Here is an 18159-nt window from a genome sequence, read left to right as displayed (position 1 = left end):
AATGGCTTGTATCTTACCTGCGTAAAATTAGATAATACTCCCTTTTGTCTAATGGATTATAATTATCAAATCATTAATAGTTTTATCATTATTGCCTTTCTCATTATTCGTGAATGCAGAAAATACTCAAATACAATCTTTCTCAAGCGCTAAAAAGAAACTAGAAAAAGAAATTTATTTAACCTCTCAAGAGCGCCATACCTTATATTGCCAAGCAGAGTTCGATAGTAAGAAAAATATTACGCCGCCCAATGGCTTTGAAAGTATCAAATATCAAAAAAGAGCAAAGCGCGTAGAGTGGGAACATGTCGTGCCTGCAGAAAACTTTGGGCGTAATTTTAGAGAATGGCGTACAGGTGCTGAAGTCTGTGTAAATAGTAAAGGAAAGGCTTATAAAGGCCGCAGATGTGCAGAAAAAGCAAATTCTGAGTTTAGATATATGCAAGCAGATATGTACAACCTTTATCCTGCCATTGGTTCTGTTAATGCCAGCCGTAGTAATTATAACTTTGCTATGTTGGGCTCTATAAATAATAGCTTTGGTAGTTGTGCCGTTAAAATAGATAACCGTAAAGTAGAACCACCAACAGCTAGTCGCGGTATTATTGCTCGTACTTATTTGTACATGGATAGTCTGTATGCCAATTACAAAATGAGTAGTCAACAGCGTCAATTAATGAATGCTTGGGATAAAACTTATCCTGTTGACCAATGGGAATGTGAGAGAGCCAAACGCATTCAAAAGGTACAAGGTAATCATAATGAAGTGGTAGAAAACAGCTGCTTAAAAGCAGGTTATAATTAAACTTTTTAATTATTCTTTTTTAATGACTTTAGTCAAGATCAGCCTAGATAAAATTAAACCGCTGAAATTAATTCAGCGGTTTAATCATTTAGATATTTTAAGGTAGGGCACTTTATAAAATTATTTCACGTACAACACGACTACCAAAATAAGCGAGTGTGAGTAACGATGAACCTGCAATCGTGATATAAATAACTAAACGTCCACGCCATCCTTTTTTATAACGACCCCATAATAATGTCGCATAGATAACCCAAGCGACCATGGTCAGTATCGCTTTATGCCCACTTTCTGAACCAAACATATTCTGTAAAAATATAAATCCAGTAATTAATGTGCCACTTAATAAGATAAAACCAATTAAAATAAGTTGAAATAGACTTTTTTCAAGGGTCATTAGTGGTGGCAAATTTATACTGGTCACAGGTGATTTATGATTTTTTAATCGATAGTCTACATAAGCTAATTGTAAGGCAAATAAACTAGCGATAGTGGTGATTGCATAGGCTAATATCGCTAAAATGATATGAGAACCAATGCCTGGATGATTTTCTAAATGAGTGATGTAATGGCTAGGTAAATACATGACTGCAACAAAGTTAATAATGTTAAAACCATAAACAATCGGTAACAATAAGCCTGTATTTAATTTTTTACTCATGATTAATGAGAGGGCAGCAATGACAAAACTAGCTAATGACACCACATTAAGAATCGGTAAATTTTGTCCGTTGATGAGTAAAATGTTCTGATATAACCAAAGTGCATGGCTTAATAAAGCAATACATGAAAGAACAACTATATATAAATTGGACTTTATTTGAGCGGAGAATAATTGTCGGCCAGCAAGTAAGCCGCTTAATAAATAAAACACAACACTGATAATTGCTAGTTGATCCATATATTGATACCTATTTTCATAAAATGAGTCTTTTAAGTGCACACATTATAAGCTTTATTGGACGGATGAGAAGTTAATACTATTTTGAAAAAGCATAAATGCGTATAATGTACAAAATCCTAATAATTTATAGCTATGAGACTTAAACATGTTTGAGAATTTAACGGACAGATTATCGAAGTCACTGAAAAGTATCAGTGGTAAAGGTCGATTAACAGAAGATAACATTAAAGGCACGTTACGCGAAGTGCGTATGGCATTATTAGAAGCGGATGTAGCATTACCTGTTGTTCGTGACTTTATTCAAGCAATTAAAAAACGTGCCATTGGACAAGAAGTTGCCAAAAGTTTAAACCCTGGCCAAGCCTTTATTAAAGTTGTACAAAATGAACTTGAACTGGCGATGGGGGAAGTTAATGAAAACTTAAACCTAGCAACACAACCGCCAGCAGTATTATTAATGGCAGGTTTACAAGGGGCGGGTAAAACGACTTCTGTTGCTAAACTGTCTTTATTATTAAAAAACAAAGAAAAGAAATCGGTATTAGTAGTAAGTGCCGATATCTATCGTCCAGCTGCGATCAAGCAATTGGAAACATTAGCTGCTGAAGTTGATGTTGAGTTCTTTCCAAGTGATATTAGCCAAAAGCCAATTGATATTGCGAATGCTGCGATTGCACATGCGAAAAAGAAATTTATTGATGTAGTGATTGTCGATACGGCAGGACGTTTGCATGTCGATGGCGAGATGATGGATGAAATTAAAGATCTTCATCAAGCAATTAACCCGATAGAAACACTATTTGTTGTTGATGCGATGACCGGTCAAGATGCTGCAAATACTGCGCAAGCATTTAACGAAGCATTACCATTAACCGGTGTTATCTTAACTAAAGCCGATGGCGATGCGCGTGGTGGTGCTGCACTTTCAATTCGCCATATCACAGGTAAACCTATTAAGTTTATCGGTATGGGGGAAAAAATTGATGCATTAGAACCTTTCTACCCAGATCGTATCGCTTCTCGTATTTTAGGTATGGGCGACGTTCTTTCATTGATTGAAGAACTGGAAACTAAAGTTGATAAAGATAAAGCTGCTAAATTAGCGAAAAAAGTTCAAAAAGGTAAAGGTTTTGATTTAGAAGATTTCCGTGACCAGCTAGTGCAAATGAAGAGCATGGGCGGCATGATGGGGATGATGGACAAGTTACCAGGTATGTCTAACATTCCAGATGCCATGAAAGACCAAGTAAATGATAAAGCAACTAATCAAATGGAAGCGATCATTAACTCAATGAGTAAAAAAGAACGTGCTAAACCTGAAATTATTAAAGGTGGACGTAAGCGTCGTATAGCTGCTGGTTCTGGAACGCAAATTCAAGATGTTAATAAATTACTGAAACAGTTTACGCAAATGCAAAAAATGATGAAAAAAATGTCAGGTAAAGGCGGTGGCATGCGTAAAATGATGAGTGGTATGCAAGGCATGATGCCCGGTATGGGCGGTGGTATGCCCGGTGCGGGTGGCGGTGCTGGATTGCCACCAGGCTTAGGTGGGTTTCGTAAAAAATAATCATTAGTAAATTCAATTACTAAAGTGAGCTAAAAGCCCCGTTGAATCAAATTCAACGGGGCTTTTTGTTTTTTCATACTTTGAATGATTTGTAAACTGTGATTTTGATTGTTCTTTTCTCAAATAAGAGTATAATTTTGCGGCTTTCTACAGAAGCAGGTGGTCAGAATTCACTGACTTTCGACGTTTAACAATATATATAGAGGACGATATGGTAACTATTCGTTTAGCTCGTGGTGGCGCTAAAAAACGCCCATTCTACCAAGTGGTAGTAACTGATAGCCGTAGCCCACGTGACGGTCGTTTCCTTGAAAAAGTTGGTTTCTTTAACCCAACTGCACAAGGTCAAGCAGAAAAATTACGTTTAGATACAGATCGCATCAACCATTGGGTTGGTCTTGGCGCACAGCTAAGTGATCGTGTAGCTAAATTAGTAAAAGACAACGCCGTAGCTGCTTAATTGCAGTTAGGTGAAGGAGATATAGGTGAGCGATAAAGCACAACCAATAGAGATAGGCAAATTTGGTGCAGTATATGGCATCAAAGGCTGGTTAAAAGTCCACTCCTACACCGATGATCCAGAAAGCATTTTTCAATACAAGCCATTGTTAATGAAATCAAATGGGGCATTTCAAGAAGTGACTATCACTGAATGGAAGCGCCACAATAAAGGTTTTGTTGCAAAAGTAGCTGGTTATGATGTTCGTGAAGAAGTGCAAGCCCTAGTTGGCCTTGACCTTCTTGTTGACCCATCTGGCCTTCCTGAATTGGAAACAGACTACTATTGGCGCGATTTAGTCGGGTGTCAGGTTAATACTGACAAAGGTTATCATCTTGGTGTTGTCACTGATTTGATGGAAACAGGCTCTAAAGATGTGCTTGTTGTAAAAGCCAACTCGAATGATGCTTTTGGTCAAAAAGAACGGTTAATTCCGTTCATCGAAGAGCAAGTAGTATTGAATGTTGATATTACAGGCCAACTAATTACAGTTAATTGGGAACCTGATTTCTAATTACCCTGGGAGAAAAGTTATGTGGTTAGGGGTTATTAGCCTCTTCCCGGACATGTTTCGGGCCATTAGCGAGAATGGGGTAACAGGTCGTGCGATTAAAAATAACTTGCTCTCTATCGAGTGTTGGAATCCACGTGATTTCACATTAGATAAACATAGAACGGTCGATGATCGTCCCTATGGTGGTGGGCCTGGGATGCTGATGATGGTGCAACCTTTACGGGATGCAATCAACGCAGCAAAACAGAGCGCAAGAGAAGCAGGGCACGAGGCAAAGGTGATTTACCTTTCTCCTCAAGGTCGACGTTTAGACCATCAGGGTGCTCAGTCCTTATCAAGCTCTCAAGCTTTGATATTAGTGGCAGGGCGCTATGAAGGCATAGATGAACGCATTATCGAAAGCTTAATAGACGAAGAATGGTCTGTTGGTGATTATGTGTTAAGTGGTGGTGAGCTGCCGGCAATGATTTTAATGGATGCTGTGGTACGTTTTGTACCGGGTGTTTTGGGTCATAGTCAATCAGCTGAGCAAGACTCCTTTGCGGATGGTTTGCTTGATTGCCCTCACTATACAAGACCTGAGGTATTAGATGGAAAACAAGTGCCAAGTGTTTTATTAAGTGGTGATCACGAGAAAATTCGTCAATGGCGATTAACTCAATCATTACAACGCACGAAACAAAGAAGACCCGATTTATTAAAAGATCTAGCTCTGACTGACGAGCAAGCAAAATTGCTTGCTGCTCTGGATAGTGGCTCCAACTAAACAGCGATGTTATTAGTTAACTAGAATTAAAAGGTATTAAAATGAGTAATATTTTACAAGCAATTGAAAACGAACAACTACGCACAGACATCCCTAAGTTCTCTCAAGGTGATACTGTTGTTGTACGTGTTCGCGTAAAAGAAGGTGAAAAAGAGCGTCTTCAAGCATTTGAAGGTGTTGTTATTGCTAAGCGTAACCGTGGTTTACATTCAGCATTCACAGTTCGTAAAATCTCGAGCGGTGAAGGTGTTGAGCGTGTATTCCAAACTCACAGCCCACTTGTAGGAAGCGTTGAAGTTAAACGTCGCGGTCTGGTTCGCCAAGCTAAACTTTACTACTTACGTGAACTTACTGGTAAAGCTGCTCGTATTAAAGAGAAGCTAGGTAAGTAATTTCATTCTTTCAGCTTAATTAATATTGGCTGGAAAATGTAAGTTGCAAAATTGCTATAATAAAAAGGTCTGCTTAATGCAGACCTTTTTTTTGAAATTTTTTTACCTTCAACTAAAATAACTCAAACAGATAAATCAACTAAAAAATTAAGGCAAAATTTATGCGACAAAATTTAATAAAATATCTATTATTTGTTATTGCCTGTTTTGCTACTTTGTTAGGACTATTAGGTATTATTTTACCTTTGTTACCTGCAACTCCTTTTTTTATACTCGCGTTATTTGGCTTTTCTAAAAGCTCTCCAAGATTTCAACAATGGTTATTAAATTTACCAGGTATTGGTGATGATTTAAGACATTGGCAAGCTCATAAAAAAATAAATAAACAACGTAAACCAGCTATTTATTTAAGTATCGTGGTTAGCTTTCTAATTTCTATTTTATTGATTGGACAAACTACACTACAGTTGATGTTAGTTGTGCTGATGTTGATATTACTTTTTTGTATGAAAAAGCTACCTGAGTCTTAATCCTTATCTCTATTATTTAATTACCTCTCTTTTTTACTGATTTATTACGTAAAATTTAAAATACTCGGTTTTGAAAATGTGATTTTATAATGTCTGTGATAATCTTAGTTGATATACCGATTAGAGAATAATAAAATGAAAATTACCTTACCTGAATATGAACAAGCCAATGTGTTAGTGGTCGGCGATGTCATGTTAGATAGATATTGGCATGGACCTGTTACCCGTATTTCTCCTGAAGCGCCTGTACCTGTCGTAAATGTAAAGCAAATAGAAGAACGACCAGGTGGAGCTGCTAATGTTGCATTAAATATTGCTGCGTTAGGTGCGAGTTCAACCGTTGTTGGGTTAGTTGGTGACGATGAAGCCGCACAAGCTATTCAAGACAGTTTACGTTCAGTGCATATAAAAACAGATTTTATTACAGTACCTAATGTACCTACTATTACTAAATTGCGCGTGTTAAGCCGTCATCAACAATTGATTCGCCTTGATTTTGAAGAATCATTTGCAGAAGTTGATAGTACTAAAATAATGAATAACATGGATAGAGCTCTAACGGGTGAAAGCCCGGTAGTTGTCTTTTCTGATTACAATAAAGGTTCATTATCAGATATACAGAATATGATCCTATTGGCAAAAAGTCGCGGAGCTAAAGTGTTAGTCGACCCTAAAGGCTCTGACTTTGAAAAATATCGCGGCGCAACATTATTAACACCTAATTTATCTGAATTTGAAGAAGTCGTTGGGTATTGTAAAACCGATCAAGAATTATTTGATCGTGCAACTCAATTAGTTATCGATTTACAACTTGAAGCTTTGTTAGTCACCCGTAGTGAGCATGGGATGACATTGATTCGTGAAAATGCTGCTCCATTTCACCTACCGACGCAAGCACAAGAAGTTTTTGATGTAACAGGTGCGGGTGATACGGTTATGGCTGTCTTAGCTGCTTCTATCGCAGCAGGAAGCAGTTTTGAAGATGCTTGCGCATTAGCTAATGCAGGTGCTGGGGTCGTTGTAGGTAAAATAGGAACGTCAACGGTTAATACGATTGAGTTAGCTAATGCAGTTTATAGCCAACAAGAAATTGGTTTTGGTGTGTTAACTGAAGAACAATTAAAGCTTGCCGTAAAACTTGCACAGCACCGTGGTGAAAAAGTGGTAATGACTAATGGCTGTTTTGATATTTTACATGCAGGCCATGTATCGTATTTAAATACTGCCAGAGAGCAAGGCGATCGATTAATTGTTGCTGTTAACAGTGACCAGTCGGTTCGCGGTCTAAAAGGTGAAGGTCGTCCGGTTAATCCTGTTGATCGACGAATGCTTGTGTTAGCTGGGTTAGGTGCTGTTGATTGGGTTGTTGAATTTACTGAAGAAACGCCACAACGACTGATTGCTGGTGTGTTACCGGATCTATTAGTCAAAGGTGGTGATTACAAACCAGAAGAGATTGCTGGCGGTAAAGAAGTTATTGCTAATGGTGGAGAAGTGAGAGTATTACAATTTAAAGATGGCTGCTCTACTTCTGAAATTATTAAAACAATCCGTAATGAGCTTTAGTTTCAACTTTATTTTTTGATTGCTTTTATAAAGTCATTAAAATACTAATAAAAAGGGAAGCACCTGCTTCCCTTTTTATTTCAATAATATTAAACAGTTGTATATTATTTTTTGGCTTCAACCAATCCTGCTGAAATATCAAAAATATCTTGTTCAGACAATGTACCTGCAGATAGTTTCAATTGAATCATATTGATGATGTAATCATAACGAGCGTTAGCTAATAAATTTTCAGATTCGTATAAGTTTCTTGTTGCATCTAATACGTCAACAATTGTACGGGTACCTACTTCAAAGCTTGCTTCTGCTGCATCTAATGCACTTTTCGATGAAATAACAGTTTGTTCATAAGCTCGTATAGAGCTAACAGATGCTTGAACGTTGTTATAACCACTATTAATTTCAGCTTCAGTACTACGGAAACTTGATACTAAATCTTGGCTTGCCATCACATAGCTGTATTGTGCTTGTTTAACTCTTGAAGTAATTGCACCACCAGTGTAAATAGGGACGTCTAAACTAAGCCCAAAAACAGCTGAAGTACTAGAGGTTCCACTAACTGAACTTCTAGCCGAGTTTTCATAGTCATAGTCGTCATAGTTCACATCGATGGTGAAATCTAGAGTAGGATTATGCCCAGTTTCTGCTAGCTCAATATTCATTTTTGCTACATCTTTAGCAATGCGTTTTGCATGTAAATCTAAGTTATGCTCTAACGCTTTATTACGCCAGTTTGTCACATCGTCTTCAAGGCGTTGTGGCTGGAAAGTATCAGTGTTTAGGTAAGCAACTTGTTTTACATCTTCCCCAGTTAACTCTCGCAATAGATAGTAATTATTAGCTAATGTATTTTCTGCCATAATTAAATCTGCAACGGTTCTATCATATTCCGCCTGTGCTTCATGCACATCGGTAATTGCAATTAGACCAACATCAAAACGCTGCTTAGTTTGTTCTAATTGACGTTCAACAGAGCGTTTGTTTGCAGCGACTGATTTTACTGATTCATTTGCTCTTAAAACATCAAAATAGGCTACAGCTGCTCTGTATAATAATGTTTGTGCTGCATAACCGTAAATAGTTGCGTATTCAGTTGCCTGTTTTTCAGCAATGTCTGCGTTTTTCCAATATGAACTATTATAGATGGACTGCGTTAAATCAATACTTGCACCATAGTTCGTATAGTTATTAATATCATCGGTTGATTCAAGTTTGCTCGCATCTAAACCGAACCCTATTTGTGGTAATAAAGAAGCTTTAGCTTCATTGATTTGTTCCGAAAAGACATCATATTCAGCTTTGCTTTTTAGAATAACAGGATCTTTGTATTTAGCTGTTTCATAGACTTGTTTTAATGTATCAGCATTAACGGCAATACTGGATAAACCTAATAATGTAGCGATATATAAGCGTTTTAGAGTCATGGTTATAGAATCCTATAATGTATATTTTATTCTAATGTATAGTAAGGCTAGTTAATATAAGGTTAAGCATATTATAAAAACATCATATAAACTATTTATTGTTACTTCCTGAAGCAAATAGAAAATAAAGAGAGTATTTATGTACGATAAAAACGATGTTCAGGTTTTAAATTCTGAACCACTTTACCAAGGTTTTTTTAAATGCAATAAATTTACACTTAAGCATAAATTATTTTCAGGGGAATGGAGCAAGCCCATTCAACGTGAATTTTTTGAAAGAGGTAAAGCGGCTGCATTATTAGCTTACGATAAAGAAAAAGATGCGGTTATCTTAGTTGAACAGTTTCGCTTTGGGGCAATGGAAAGTAAACAGTCGCCTTGGTTATTGGAACTAATCGCAGGAATGATCGACAAAGGAGAAGATGCTCAAGAAGTGGCAAAGCGAGAGGCTTTTGAAGAAGCAGGTTTAGTGATCGAAGAATGTCAATTTATGTTGAGTTATTTTGTGAGTCCTGGAGGCACAACTGAAACATTGGATCTGTTTATTGCTAATGTTGATAGCACCAACGTAGGTGGGGTTTTTGGACTCGACGAAGAAGGCGAAGATATTCGTGTTCATGTTGTTCCTCGTGAACAAGCTTATCAATGGGTAAAGTCAGGGAAAATTGATAATGCAGCGACAATAATTGGTTTGCAATGGTTAGAGTTAAATTATAAACAAGGCTTAAATATCTAAGTAAATACATAAGCTTTCATACAAATTTAATGTTTCATTTAATGAAAATGAGGCATTGCCGACATTTTTAGTTATTTTATTAATTTCATTTTTTTGACAATGGTAAAATAAATAGCTTGAATTTTAATGAAAGCTACCATTAAGAGTAGTGCTTTTAACTATATAAAGAGCGAAATATATAATACATGAATGGTGTAAATCAGAGCGTCGCAACCTTAGCTGCAGATCCCATAGGTGATATTAAGTTATTACAAATCACTGATACCCATCTTTTTGCTAATCGAGAAAAAGGTTTATTAGGCATTAAAACTGTAGAAAGTTACGATGCTGTGATTAAACACGCCACTAGATATGCAGGTAAATGTGCTGCGGTTTTATGTACTGGTGATTTATCTCAAGATCATTCTGCTCAATCCTATATCGATTTTAGTGATCGTATTAAAACCTTAAAAATGCCCTGTTATTGGTTACCTGGCAATCATGATATGCAAGAAGTTATGTTACCTTCTTTATTATCCGAAGGGTTAGCCCAAGCAAAACAAATTGTTAGTGAATATTGGCAAATTATATTATTAGACTCTCAAGTATCTGGTGTGCCTTATGGACATTTAAGCGAATCACAACTCACTTTTCTTGAAGATAAACTACAGCAATATCCAGATAAACAGACTCTAATAGCCGTTCATCATCATATTCTTCCTGTTGGCGCCGCTTGGTTAGATCAACATATATTAAAAAACAATGAACAGTTTATCGCTTTAATCAGTCAATTTGATAATGTAAATGCAGTGTTATCTGGGCATGTACATCAAGAATTTGATGTTGAACAAAATGGGGTTCGGTATTTGACGAGTCCATCAACCTGTGTGCAATTTAAACCAAAAAGTAATGATTTTGCTGTTGATGATAATGCGCCGGGATATCGCTATTTAGTATTAACAAAATCAGGTAAAATAACCACTCAAGTTGAGCGTATCGATATTGGTGAATTTAAGACTGATGTAAATGCGACAGGTTATTAATATATAAAGCTAAAAGAGGAAAAATGAAAGAGCCTAATATAACTAAAGTGTTGCTTTCGTTACACGGTTTTCATAGTTCTCCTGCATCATTAAAAGCGCAACAAATGCGTGACTACTTATTACTGAACCATCCTGATATTCATTTTGTATGTCCACAACTTCCGGTCTTACCCAAAGACATGTGGACAGTCATTGAATCAATTTTTAAACAGTATGAAAATTGTGAAATAGCAGTAATGGGAAGCTCTTTAGGCGGTTTCTTGGCCACTAAAGTAGCACAGCAGTACGGGGTCAAGGTCTTATTAATTAATCCTGCTGTCACGCCTGGTTTATTGTTAACTCGATATCAAGGAGAACAATTACATCCTTACCTGCAACAGCGTTATGATATTAATGAAAATTATATAGAACAGCTTATCGCATTACATGTTGAAGACATTAATGATGCTCAAAATATATGGGTGCTCTTACAGCAAGAAGATGAAGTGTTAGATTATCGAGAGGCACTTAAAAAGTACGAACAATGTAAAGTAACTTGTGAACAAGGAGGCGATCATAGCTTTATTGGCTTTGAACGCTATCTTGCAGAAATAATTCATTTTCTTTACTAAATACATACAATCAATAAATTTTTTCTGTGGTAACTTACGCGCAGAATTAATAACTATTACATTTTAAAACTCTTAAATAGAATAACCATAGGTGCATGCATGAGCGAACAATATAATTCAGATTCCATTGAAGTATTAAACGGGTTAGATCCCGTTCGCCATCGACCTGGCATGTACACCGAAACTAACCGCCCAAATCATTTAGCACAAGAAGTTATTGATAACTCTGTGGATGAAGCGTTAGGCGGGCATGCAACCTCAATTCAAGTTATTCTTCATGAAGATCAATCATTAGAAGTCATTGATGATGGACGAGGAATGCCAATTGATATGCATCCTGAAGAAAAAATATCAGGTGTAGAGTTAATCTTTTGTAAATTACATGCTGGCGGTAAATTCTCTGGTAAAAACTATGAGATATCTGGTGGTTTACACGGGGTAGGTATCTCTGTCGTTAATGCTTTATCGACTCGTGTTGATGTACAGATTCGACGTGACGCAAAAATTTACCATATCGCTTTTGAAAACGGCAATAAAGCAGAAGAGCTGAGTGAAATTGGTGTATGCGGTAAACGTAATACAGGGACCAGTGTTCATTTTAGACCCGATCCTAAATACTTCGATAGCTTTAAATTCTCTGTCTCTCGTTTACTACATTTACTTAAAGCAAAAGCAGTCTTGTGCCCTGGGTTAAGCATTAAGTTTAAAGATCGCGTTAATAAAAATAATTATGAATGGTGCTACCAAGATGGGCTTAATGACTATTTATTAGAAACGGTGTCTGAAAATGAATTATTACCTTCAGTACCTTTCGTAGGTAAGTTTTCTGCGAATAATGAAATGGTTGATTGGGCGGTTGTATGGTTGCCTGAAGGTGGCGATTCGATTGCTGAAAGTTACGTTAACTTAATCCCTACTTCACAAGGTGGTACTCATGTAAATGGTTTCCGTCAGGGGTTATTGGATGCAATGCGAGAATTCTGTGATATTCGTAATATCTTGCCTCGCGGCATTAAACTAAGCCCAGAAGATATCTGGGATAAGTGTAGTTATGTCCTTTCTGTCAAAATTAAAGAGCCACAATTTGCTGGGCAAACTAAAGAGCGATTATCCTCCCGTCAATGTTCTGTTTTTGTCTCAGGTGTTGTTAAAGATGCTTTCAGTTTATGGTTAAACGCCAATGTCACTGAGGCTGAAGCATTAGCTGAGTTCTGTATTAATAATGCACAAGTACGTAATCGTAAAAGTAAAAAAGTCGCACGTAAAAAAATAACACAAGGTCCTGCATTACCGGGTAAATTAACAGATTGTTCAACACAAGATCCTGAACGTGGTGAGTTGTTTTTAGTGGAAGGGGATTCAGCTGGAGGTAGTGCTAAACAAGCAAGAGACCGAGAGTTCCAAGCTATTATGCCGTTACGTGGTAAAATTAAAAATACCTGGGAAGATGAATCCGATGTTATTTTAAGCTCTGAAGAAATTCATAATATCTCCGTCGCTATTGGTATCGATCCGGCATCAACAGATTTATCTGGTTTACGTTATGGAAAAATTTGTATCCTAGCCGATGCCGATTCAGACGGGTTGCATATTGCTACGTTAATCTGTGCGCTGTTTGTCCGTCACTTTAGAGCGGTAGTTGACGCAGGGAATTTCTATGTGGCAATGCCACCTCTATACCGTATCGATATTGGTAAAGAAGTTTACTATGCTTTAGATGAAGCGGAAAAAGATGGCGTATTAAATCGCATTCAAGCAGAAAAAAAGCGCGGTAAAGTTAACGTGCAACGATTCAAAGGTCTAGGTGAAATGAATCCATTGCAATTACGTGAAACAACTATGGATCCTAATACGCGTCGGTTAGTGCAGTTAACGATTGATGATGCTGATAAAATGCTTGAAATGATGGATATGTTGTTAGCAAAAAAACGTGCGGGAGACCGTAAGGTTTGGTTAGAAGCAAGCGGTGATATGGCGGCTATTGATTAATGTTGTTTAAAGCATAAGTTGTCATTGTTAAAGCATAAGCTGTCCTAAATAAAGCATAAGTTGACATTGTTACTCCTCAATACTACACTTTTAGTACTGAGGAGTAACATATGCGCAAAAGAACCCCAACCAGAAGAAATTTAAATAACCTCCTTTATAAAAGCATAACTAAATTCCCTTCAACTAAATCAGATGACTCTCCAACAATAACTGAAAGTCCGCTAGAAGCAGACTTTTGCTACCACCTTGAATTCGATAAAGAAGTTATACAATACGAAGCTCAGCCACTGTGTTTTGAATATTGGTATGACGATGCGATACATTATTACACCGCTGATTTTGAGGTTTTTTATGAAGGCCACTCTTGTTATTACGAAATTAAATTCGAGAATGATATTTTAAGAGACAAAGACTTTTATCTTATATTTGAAGCACAAAAAAAAGCAGCTATTGAATTAGGAAAAGATTTATTACTCATAACGGATGAGTTTATTTTAAAGCCTAATCGATATGAAAACCTTTGCTTGCTATACAAGCATTCTAAAGCAGATATTCAAACTGACTATTTAGTGCTTGTGGCTGAAGGATTAAAGCGTGAGGGGGTGTTAATGATATCCGAACTATTAAGGGGAGATACATACAGTTCTGATTTTCAGCAGATCTACAAAAATATTTGGGATCAAACATTAATTACAGATTTAGAAACTGAAATACTTAGCGTTCATTCACTTATCAGGTTAAATGGTTAGTAATATGTATGATAACTATAAACAAGGCGACTTCATTACAATATCGAATGGTAATGCAAAATCAACATTTGAGATTTTAGGGGTTGATAATAGCTTACTTAGGCTGAGAGATAGTTTTAGCTTAATCGAATCAACCAGAGAAAGAGTTGAGCTAAATGAACTTATTCTTGCTGGAATAGCTAATATTGAGACTAAAAATATTGATGAACGTGAAATTAGTGATTCTCTCTCTAGAAGCTTTTCAGATTATACAGAGAAAAATAAAACAGAAGCTAAAAGGCGATATCAATATGTTTTAGCTGTGATTGAGTCTATCCCAAAGGCTTATAGTGATCGAATTCTTCAGCCCGTTATTGATTCTGTTGCTGTAGAAAATAGTGATACCCCTCCTTCATGCCGTACGCTTAAACGATGGTTAAAAGCATATACTAATGCTGGCAACAGTATTAGAGGATTATTGCCTGCGCATGAGAATAAAGGGAATTATGAAGCAAAGATCCATAATGAAATAGAACCATATATTCAATTAGCTATAGATCATTTTAAAAATAAAACCTGCCCTACAGTTAGCTCCTCGCATGATTATATGGAAGCACTTATTGAGAACGATAATAGCATGCGATCTTCTCAAAATAAGCTTGCAGTACCATCTATCCCTACTCTTACATCTCGCATACAAGAAGTTGCTCCAAAAGCTTTACTTGAAAGTCGTAAAGGTAAGCGAATTGCCAATGTACAGTTTAAACAAAGTAAGAATGTGAGGGATATAAAATTAATACTCCAGCGTGCTGAAATAGATCATACTCAACTTGATCTATTTGTCGTTGATGATCAAACCAATATGGTGCTGGGAAGGCCATGGGTGACTGCATTATTAGATTATAAGTCTAAAAATATACTTGGCTTTTATATTGGTTTTGAGAACCCAAGTTACTTGAGTGTTGCCAAAGCATTAAAGCATGCAATGTCATCAAAGTCATATGTGAAAGAGCTTTATCCTAAGATAGAAAATGAGTGGTTATGTGCAGGAAAACCAGCAGTTATCGCTACAGATAGAGGTAAAGAGTTTAGAAGTGTGGCATTTGAAGAAGCTTGTGATGATCTGAATATTATTATTCAGCATAACCCTGCAAAGCATCCTTGGTTTAAAGGCTCTGTAGAAAGGTATTTTAGTACATTAAATAAAGAGTTATTGTCTGATAAACCTGGCAAGGTGATGACCAAAATTTATGACTCTATTGATTACAGACCAGAAAAGAATGGTGTTATCTCAATGAGTGCTTTTATGGCTATTTTTCATATTTGGGTAATCGATATTTACCAATGCAAGCCACGTACTAGGAAAAATATTATCCCTAAAGAGGCTTGGAAAGAAGATCTGGGGCGAGTTCCCATTATTGTTGAGTCCCCAGAGAAACTTAAGCTAATTCTATCTGAAGCGTTTACTCCTCATTTAGGCAGTACAGGAATTACTAAAGATTATATTAATTATGACTCTGAAGAGCTGGTTAAGTACCGCTCTATGTATGGCTTTGGCAAGGTAAGTATTAAGCGTGCAAGAGATGATTTAGGTGAAATTTATGTGCTTGATGAGAAAACCAAAAAGTACTTTAGGGTTGAAGCTGTAAATCAGAAGTACGCTAAAGGGCTGTCTTTATTCCAGCATAAAATTCATCTGAAACTTGTCAAATTGCAGTTGAAATCAAAAGTTGATATTGAATCGATTGCACGAGCAAAAGTATTAATAATGAAAGTTGTCGAGGATGAAATAAACTCATCGAAAAATACCAAAGTCACCTCAATTCAGAGAGTGGCAAGGTATCAAAATATTGGTATGCAAGAAAATGGGCAAACGAAAGGTTCATTGCTTGAATATTCTAGTCCTATACCTACTCAAGGTGTACCGAAGCCTAAGAAAAAAGCGATTGAAAATACAGAAAATGAATCTCTAAATTCGGAGTTCGATGGATTGAATAATGAATTTGATGATGAATTAGAGTTGTGAGCAGATTATGAATAGTGAAACGAAAGATAAACTGAAGCTGATTAATGAAATTTATGTTGCAACGAAAAAGTTGCAAACCCTCTCTGACGACCTCCGTTACTCGCGTGAAAACTCATATAACTTAGACTATGACTGTGAACCCATATGTGTTTTGGTTACGGGAGAAACGGGCACCGGTAAGTCTGAATTTATTAAAAAATACCTTGCCAAATATCATAGAATTGAAGAGGCAGAGAGAACTAAAATTCCTGTTTTAGTTAGCCTTCTCCCTAAAGCAAGACACCCTAAGCCAGTAGTCTCACAGTTACTTAGAGATTTAGGAGATCCACTTGGTGGAACAGGAGGAGATACAGAACAACTAACAGACAGGCTTATCACTCTTTTAAAAGGCACTGGTACAGAAATTATCATTTTAGATGAATTTCAGCATGCGATAGAGACGAAAAGTAATAAAGTTGTATACGATATTGCTGACTGGATAAAAACATTAATTAATAAAGCGAAGATCCCAATTGTTTTATTTGGCTTACCTTGGAGTTCCTATGTACTTGATGTAAACCATCAATTGGCTCGCAGGTTTAGTATGAGACATGAACTAATTAATTATACGTTGGATGATTTTGAATACTTCCAAATGTTTATACAAAAAATCCAAGAACAATTATTAGATAAAGTAGGGATTGAATGTAAAGAAGAGCTATGGAAATCCGACTTTGCTTTTCGTTTATTTGCAGCCTCATCTGGAAATATATCTGACTTAATGAATAAAGTCATTAAGCCGGCCGCATCAGAAGTTGTTCGCTCTCAAGAAAGCTTGCTAACGATAGATCATTTAGCTAATTCAGCTAAACGGCATTTAGGGGTGTTGGATGAGAGAAATCCTTTTATTATCAAACTAAAGGATATTAAAGCAACTCAGCAAAGTAGCGTTTCATATTGGAATTCGCAAGCTGAGAAAGGAAAAAACTGTGTTGTTGATGCCAAGGAAAAAGAAATTACATTTTCTCAATTGGCTCTCAAGGATATATTTTAGTGTCAAAGTTTTTAATTCGATCCAAGCCATATAAGGAAGAATCACTTCAGCAATATTTACTAAGAATAGCAAAAGTTAATGGGTACACTATTAAAGCCTTAAATTCTTTTATCATTAAAAAGACAGGCTTTTCATATCGCCAGATTAACGCTAAGGGTAGGGAGTCATTAAAACAACAATTATTTACAATGACTGGCCATATAGAGGTAATGGAATTGTTTGACCATAGGCAATGGTCAAAAGAGTTCAAGTTAATCTTTGATAGTGTAAGGCTAAAGATCTGCCCTCAATGCTTGGGTGAATATAGACATTGTTTTTCAGAATGGCATTACTTACATAACCTAGTTTGTATGCAACACAAAGTATTCTTAGTAGAGCAATGTAATAAATGTCAAAGGGTATTGACAGATGACTCACTATTATTAGATGCCTGCTTAGGTTGTGGTTTTAAGTTGCATGAGATGAGTAATGGAGACTGCGCTCTTCCATATTTTTACGGAAATATTAGTCTAATATCTGCGAAGGAGTTACATCAAAAAAAATTAGCTGAAATTTTAAAGTTTACGAGTAATCTAATCCCGTATTATAAAATGCTTTTAGTTAACAGTGCTTTTTTATGGAGAAGGGAAGGAAGAGGAAATATTCATAATCATGTAAAATTATTAGCGCAAGTTATTTTATTTCATTTTAACCCTAAGCAGGTAGAGTATGCTTTTGTTGAAATTATTGATGATTCACAAGAACAATATAGTCTTTCAAAGTCACTAGGGAGTATATATTGGGATATTATTCAGCCTAAATATTCCCATATTAGAAATGCATTTCGCCAAGTATTCACTCTTATATGTAAAGAGTTTCCAGATATGTACATTACTCTGGAGTTTCTTGATAAACTTTTTTATTTTAATTTGTTGAATATAAAGGAACATAAGCGAGAAGAGTTAGTCTTCTTTTTACATCAGAGGCCTGTTTTATATTTAAGAGATGTAGAATATTTTTTGGGAAGGGTGAATAGTAAAGCGTTTTATTAAACTTATCATTTTT

At 36.2% G+C, this 18159-nt stretch carries 18 protein-coding genes; 16 read left to right on the top strand and 2 right to left on the bottom strand.

Annotated features, from left to right (window positions below):
• Positions 1–91 precede the first annotated feature (91 nt).
• Complete coding sequence (locus GQR59_RS14030) at positions 92–805, top strand: endonuclease (RefSeq protein WP_236546775.1); 714 nt, start codon at positions 92–94, stop codon at positions 803–805.
• A 112-nt stretch (positions 806–917) separates the two neighbouring features.
• On the opposite strand, the gene GQR59_RS14025 is transcribed toward GQR59_RS14030, so the two are convergent.
• Positions 918–1706, bottom strand: coding sequence for a cytochrome C assembly family protein (locus tag GQR59_RS14025; RefSeq protein WP_160063721.1), 789 nt, complete (start codon positions 1704–1706; stop codon positions 918–920).
• Between the two features lie 148 nt (positions 1707–1854).
• Between GQR59_RS14025 and ffh the strand changes: the two genes are divergently transcribed.
• From ffh to hldE, 7 genes are all read left to right on the top strand, one after another.
• Positions 1855–3279, top strand: a complete 1425-nt coding sequence (ffh, locus tag GQR59_RS14020; RefSeq protein WP_160063719.1) for a signal recognition particle protein — start codon at positions 1855–1857, stop codon at positions 3277–3279.
• Positions 3280–3490: 211 nt separating this feature from the next.
• Positions 3491–3739, top strand: coding sequence for a 30S ribosomal protein S16 (gene rpsP / locus GQR59_RS14015; RefSeq protein WP_025563544.1), 249 nt, complete (start codon positions 3491–3493; stop codon positions 3737–3739).
• A gap of 25 nt (positions 3740–3764) precedes the next feature.
• Positions 3765–4292: a ribosome maturation factor RimM gene (gene rimM, locus GQR59_RS14010; protein ID WP_160063717.1), complete on the top strand. Its 528-nt coding sequence runs from the start codon at positions 3765–3767 to the stop codon at positions 4290–4292.
• A 19-nt stretch (positions 4293–4311) separates the two neighbouring features.
• On the top strand, positions 4312–5058 hold the full coding sequence (gene trmD, locus GQR59_RS14005) for a tRNA (guanosine(37)-N1)-methyltransferase TrmD (protein WP_160063715.1): 747 nt from the start codon (positions 4312–4314) through the stop codon (positions 5056–5058).
• A 41-nt stretch (positions 5059–5099) separates the two neighbouring features.
• Positions 5100–5450 (top strand): 50S ribosomal protein L19, encoded by a 351-nt coding sequence (rplS, locus tag GQR59_RS14000; protein ID WP_025563547.1) that lies wholly within the window; start codon positions 5100–5102, stop codon positions 5448–5450.
• Between the two features lie 161 nt (positions 5451–5611).
• On the top strand, positions 5612–5980 hold the full coding sequence (locus GQR59_RS13995; protein ID WP_160063713.1) for a DUF454 family protein: 369 nt from the start codon (positions 5612–5614) through the stop codon (positions 5978–5980).
• 135 nt (positions 5981–6115) lie between these two features.
• The gene (hldE, locus tag GQR59_RS13990) at positions 6116–7546 is read left to right on the top strand and encodes a bifunctional D-glycero-beta-D-manno-heptose-7-phosphate kinase/D-glycero-beta-D-manno-heptose 1-phosphate adenylyltransferase HldE (protein WP_160063711.1); all 1431 of its coding nucleotides are present in this window, start codon (positions 6116–6118) and stop codon (positions 7544–7546) included.
• 104 nt (positions 7547–7650) lie between these two features.
• Here the strand turns inward: hldE and GQR59_RS13985 are convergent, their stop codons facing one another.
• A complete protein-coding gene (locus tag GQR59_RS13985) occupies positions 7651–8970 on the bottom strand; it encodes a TolC family outer membrane protein (protein ID WP_160063709.1) in 1320 nt (439 codons plus the stop codon).
• Positions 8971–9109: 139 nt separating this feature from the next.
• Between GQR59_RS13985 and nudF the strand changes: the two genes are divergently transcribed.
• From nudF to GQR59_RS13945, 8 genes are all read left to right on the top strand, one after another.
• Complete coding sequence (gene nudF / locus GQR59_RS13980) at positions 9110–9706, top strand: ADP-ribose diphosphatase (RefSeq protein ID WP_160063707.1); 597 nt, start codon at positions 9110–9112, stop codon at positions 9704–9706.
• 185 nt (positions 9707–9891) lie between these two features.
• Positions 9892–10728, top strand: coding sequence for a 3',5'-cyclic-AMP phosphodiesterase (gene cpdA, locus GQR59_RS13975; RefSeq protein ID WP_160063705.1), 837 nt, complete (start codon positions 9892–9894; stop codon positions 10726–10728).
• Positions 10729–10751: 23 nt separating this feature from the next.
• Positions 10752–11339 (top strand): YqiA/YcfP family alpha/beta fold hydrolase, encoded by a 588-nt coding sequence (locus GQR59_RS13970; RefSeq protein WP_236546774.1) that lies wholly within the window; start codon positions 10752–10754, stop codon positions 11337–11339.
• 99 nt (positions 11340–11438) lie between these two features.
• Entirely contained in the window at positions 11439–13328 is a 1890-nt protein-coding gene (gene parE, locus GQR59_RS13965; RefSeq protein ID WP_160063703.1) for a DNA topoisomerase IV subunit B, read from the top strand.
• A 110-nt stretch (positions 13329–13438) separates the two neighbouring features.
• Positions 13439–14077, top strand: coding sequence for a hypothetical protein (locus GQR59_RS13960; protein ID WP_160063701.1), 639 nt, complete (start codon positions 13439–13441; stop codon positions 14075–14077).
• 4 nt (positions 14078–14081) lie between these two features.
• Positions 14082–16082 carry an integrase catalytic domain-containing protein gene (locus tag GQR59_RS13955; protein WP_160063699.1) on the top strand — a complete coding sequence of 667 codons (2001 nt, stop codon included), beginning with the start codon at positions 14082–14084 and terminating at the stop codon, positions 16080–16082.
• A 7-nt stretch (positions 16083–16089) separates the two neighbouring features.
• Entirely contained in the window at positions 16090–17115 is a 1026-nt protein-coding gene (locus GQR59_RS13950) for a TniB family NTP-binding protein (protein ID WP_160063697.1), read from the top strand.
• On the top strand, positions 17115–18146 hold the full coding sequence (locus GQR59_RS13945) for a TniQ family protein (protein ID WP_160063695.1): 1032 nt from the start codon (positions 17115–17117) through the stop codon (positions 18144–18146). Before GQR59_RS13950 ends, GQR59_RS13945 begins: the two co-directional genes overlap by 1 nt.
• Positions 18147–18159 lie beyond the last annotated feature (13 nt).

Origin of the sequence: Psychromonas sp. L1A2, assembly GCF_009828855.1 — a bacterium.
Lineage (GTDB): Bacteria > Pseudomonadota > Gammaproteobacteria > Enterobacterales > Psychromonadaceae > Psychromonas.
Note: the sequence above shows the minus strand (reverse complement) of the source record. Positions and strands in the feature narration are given on the sequence as shown.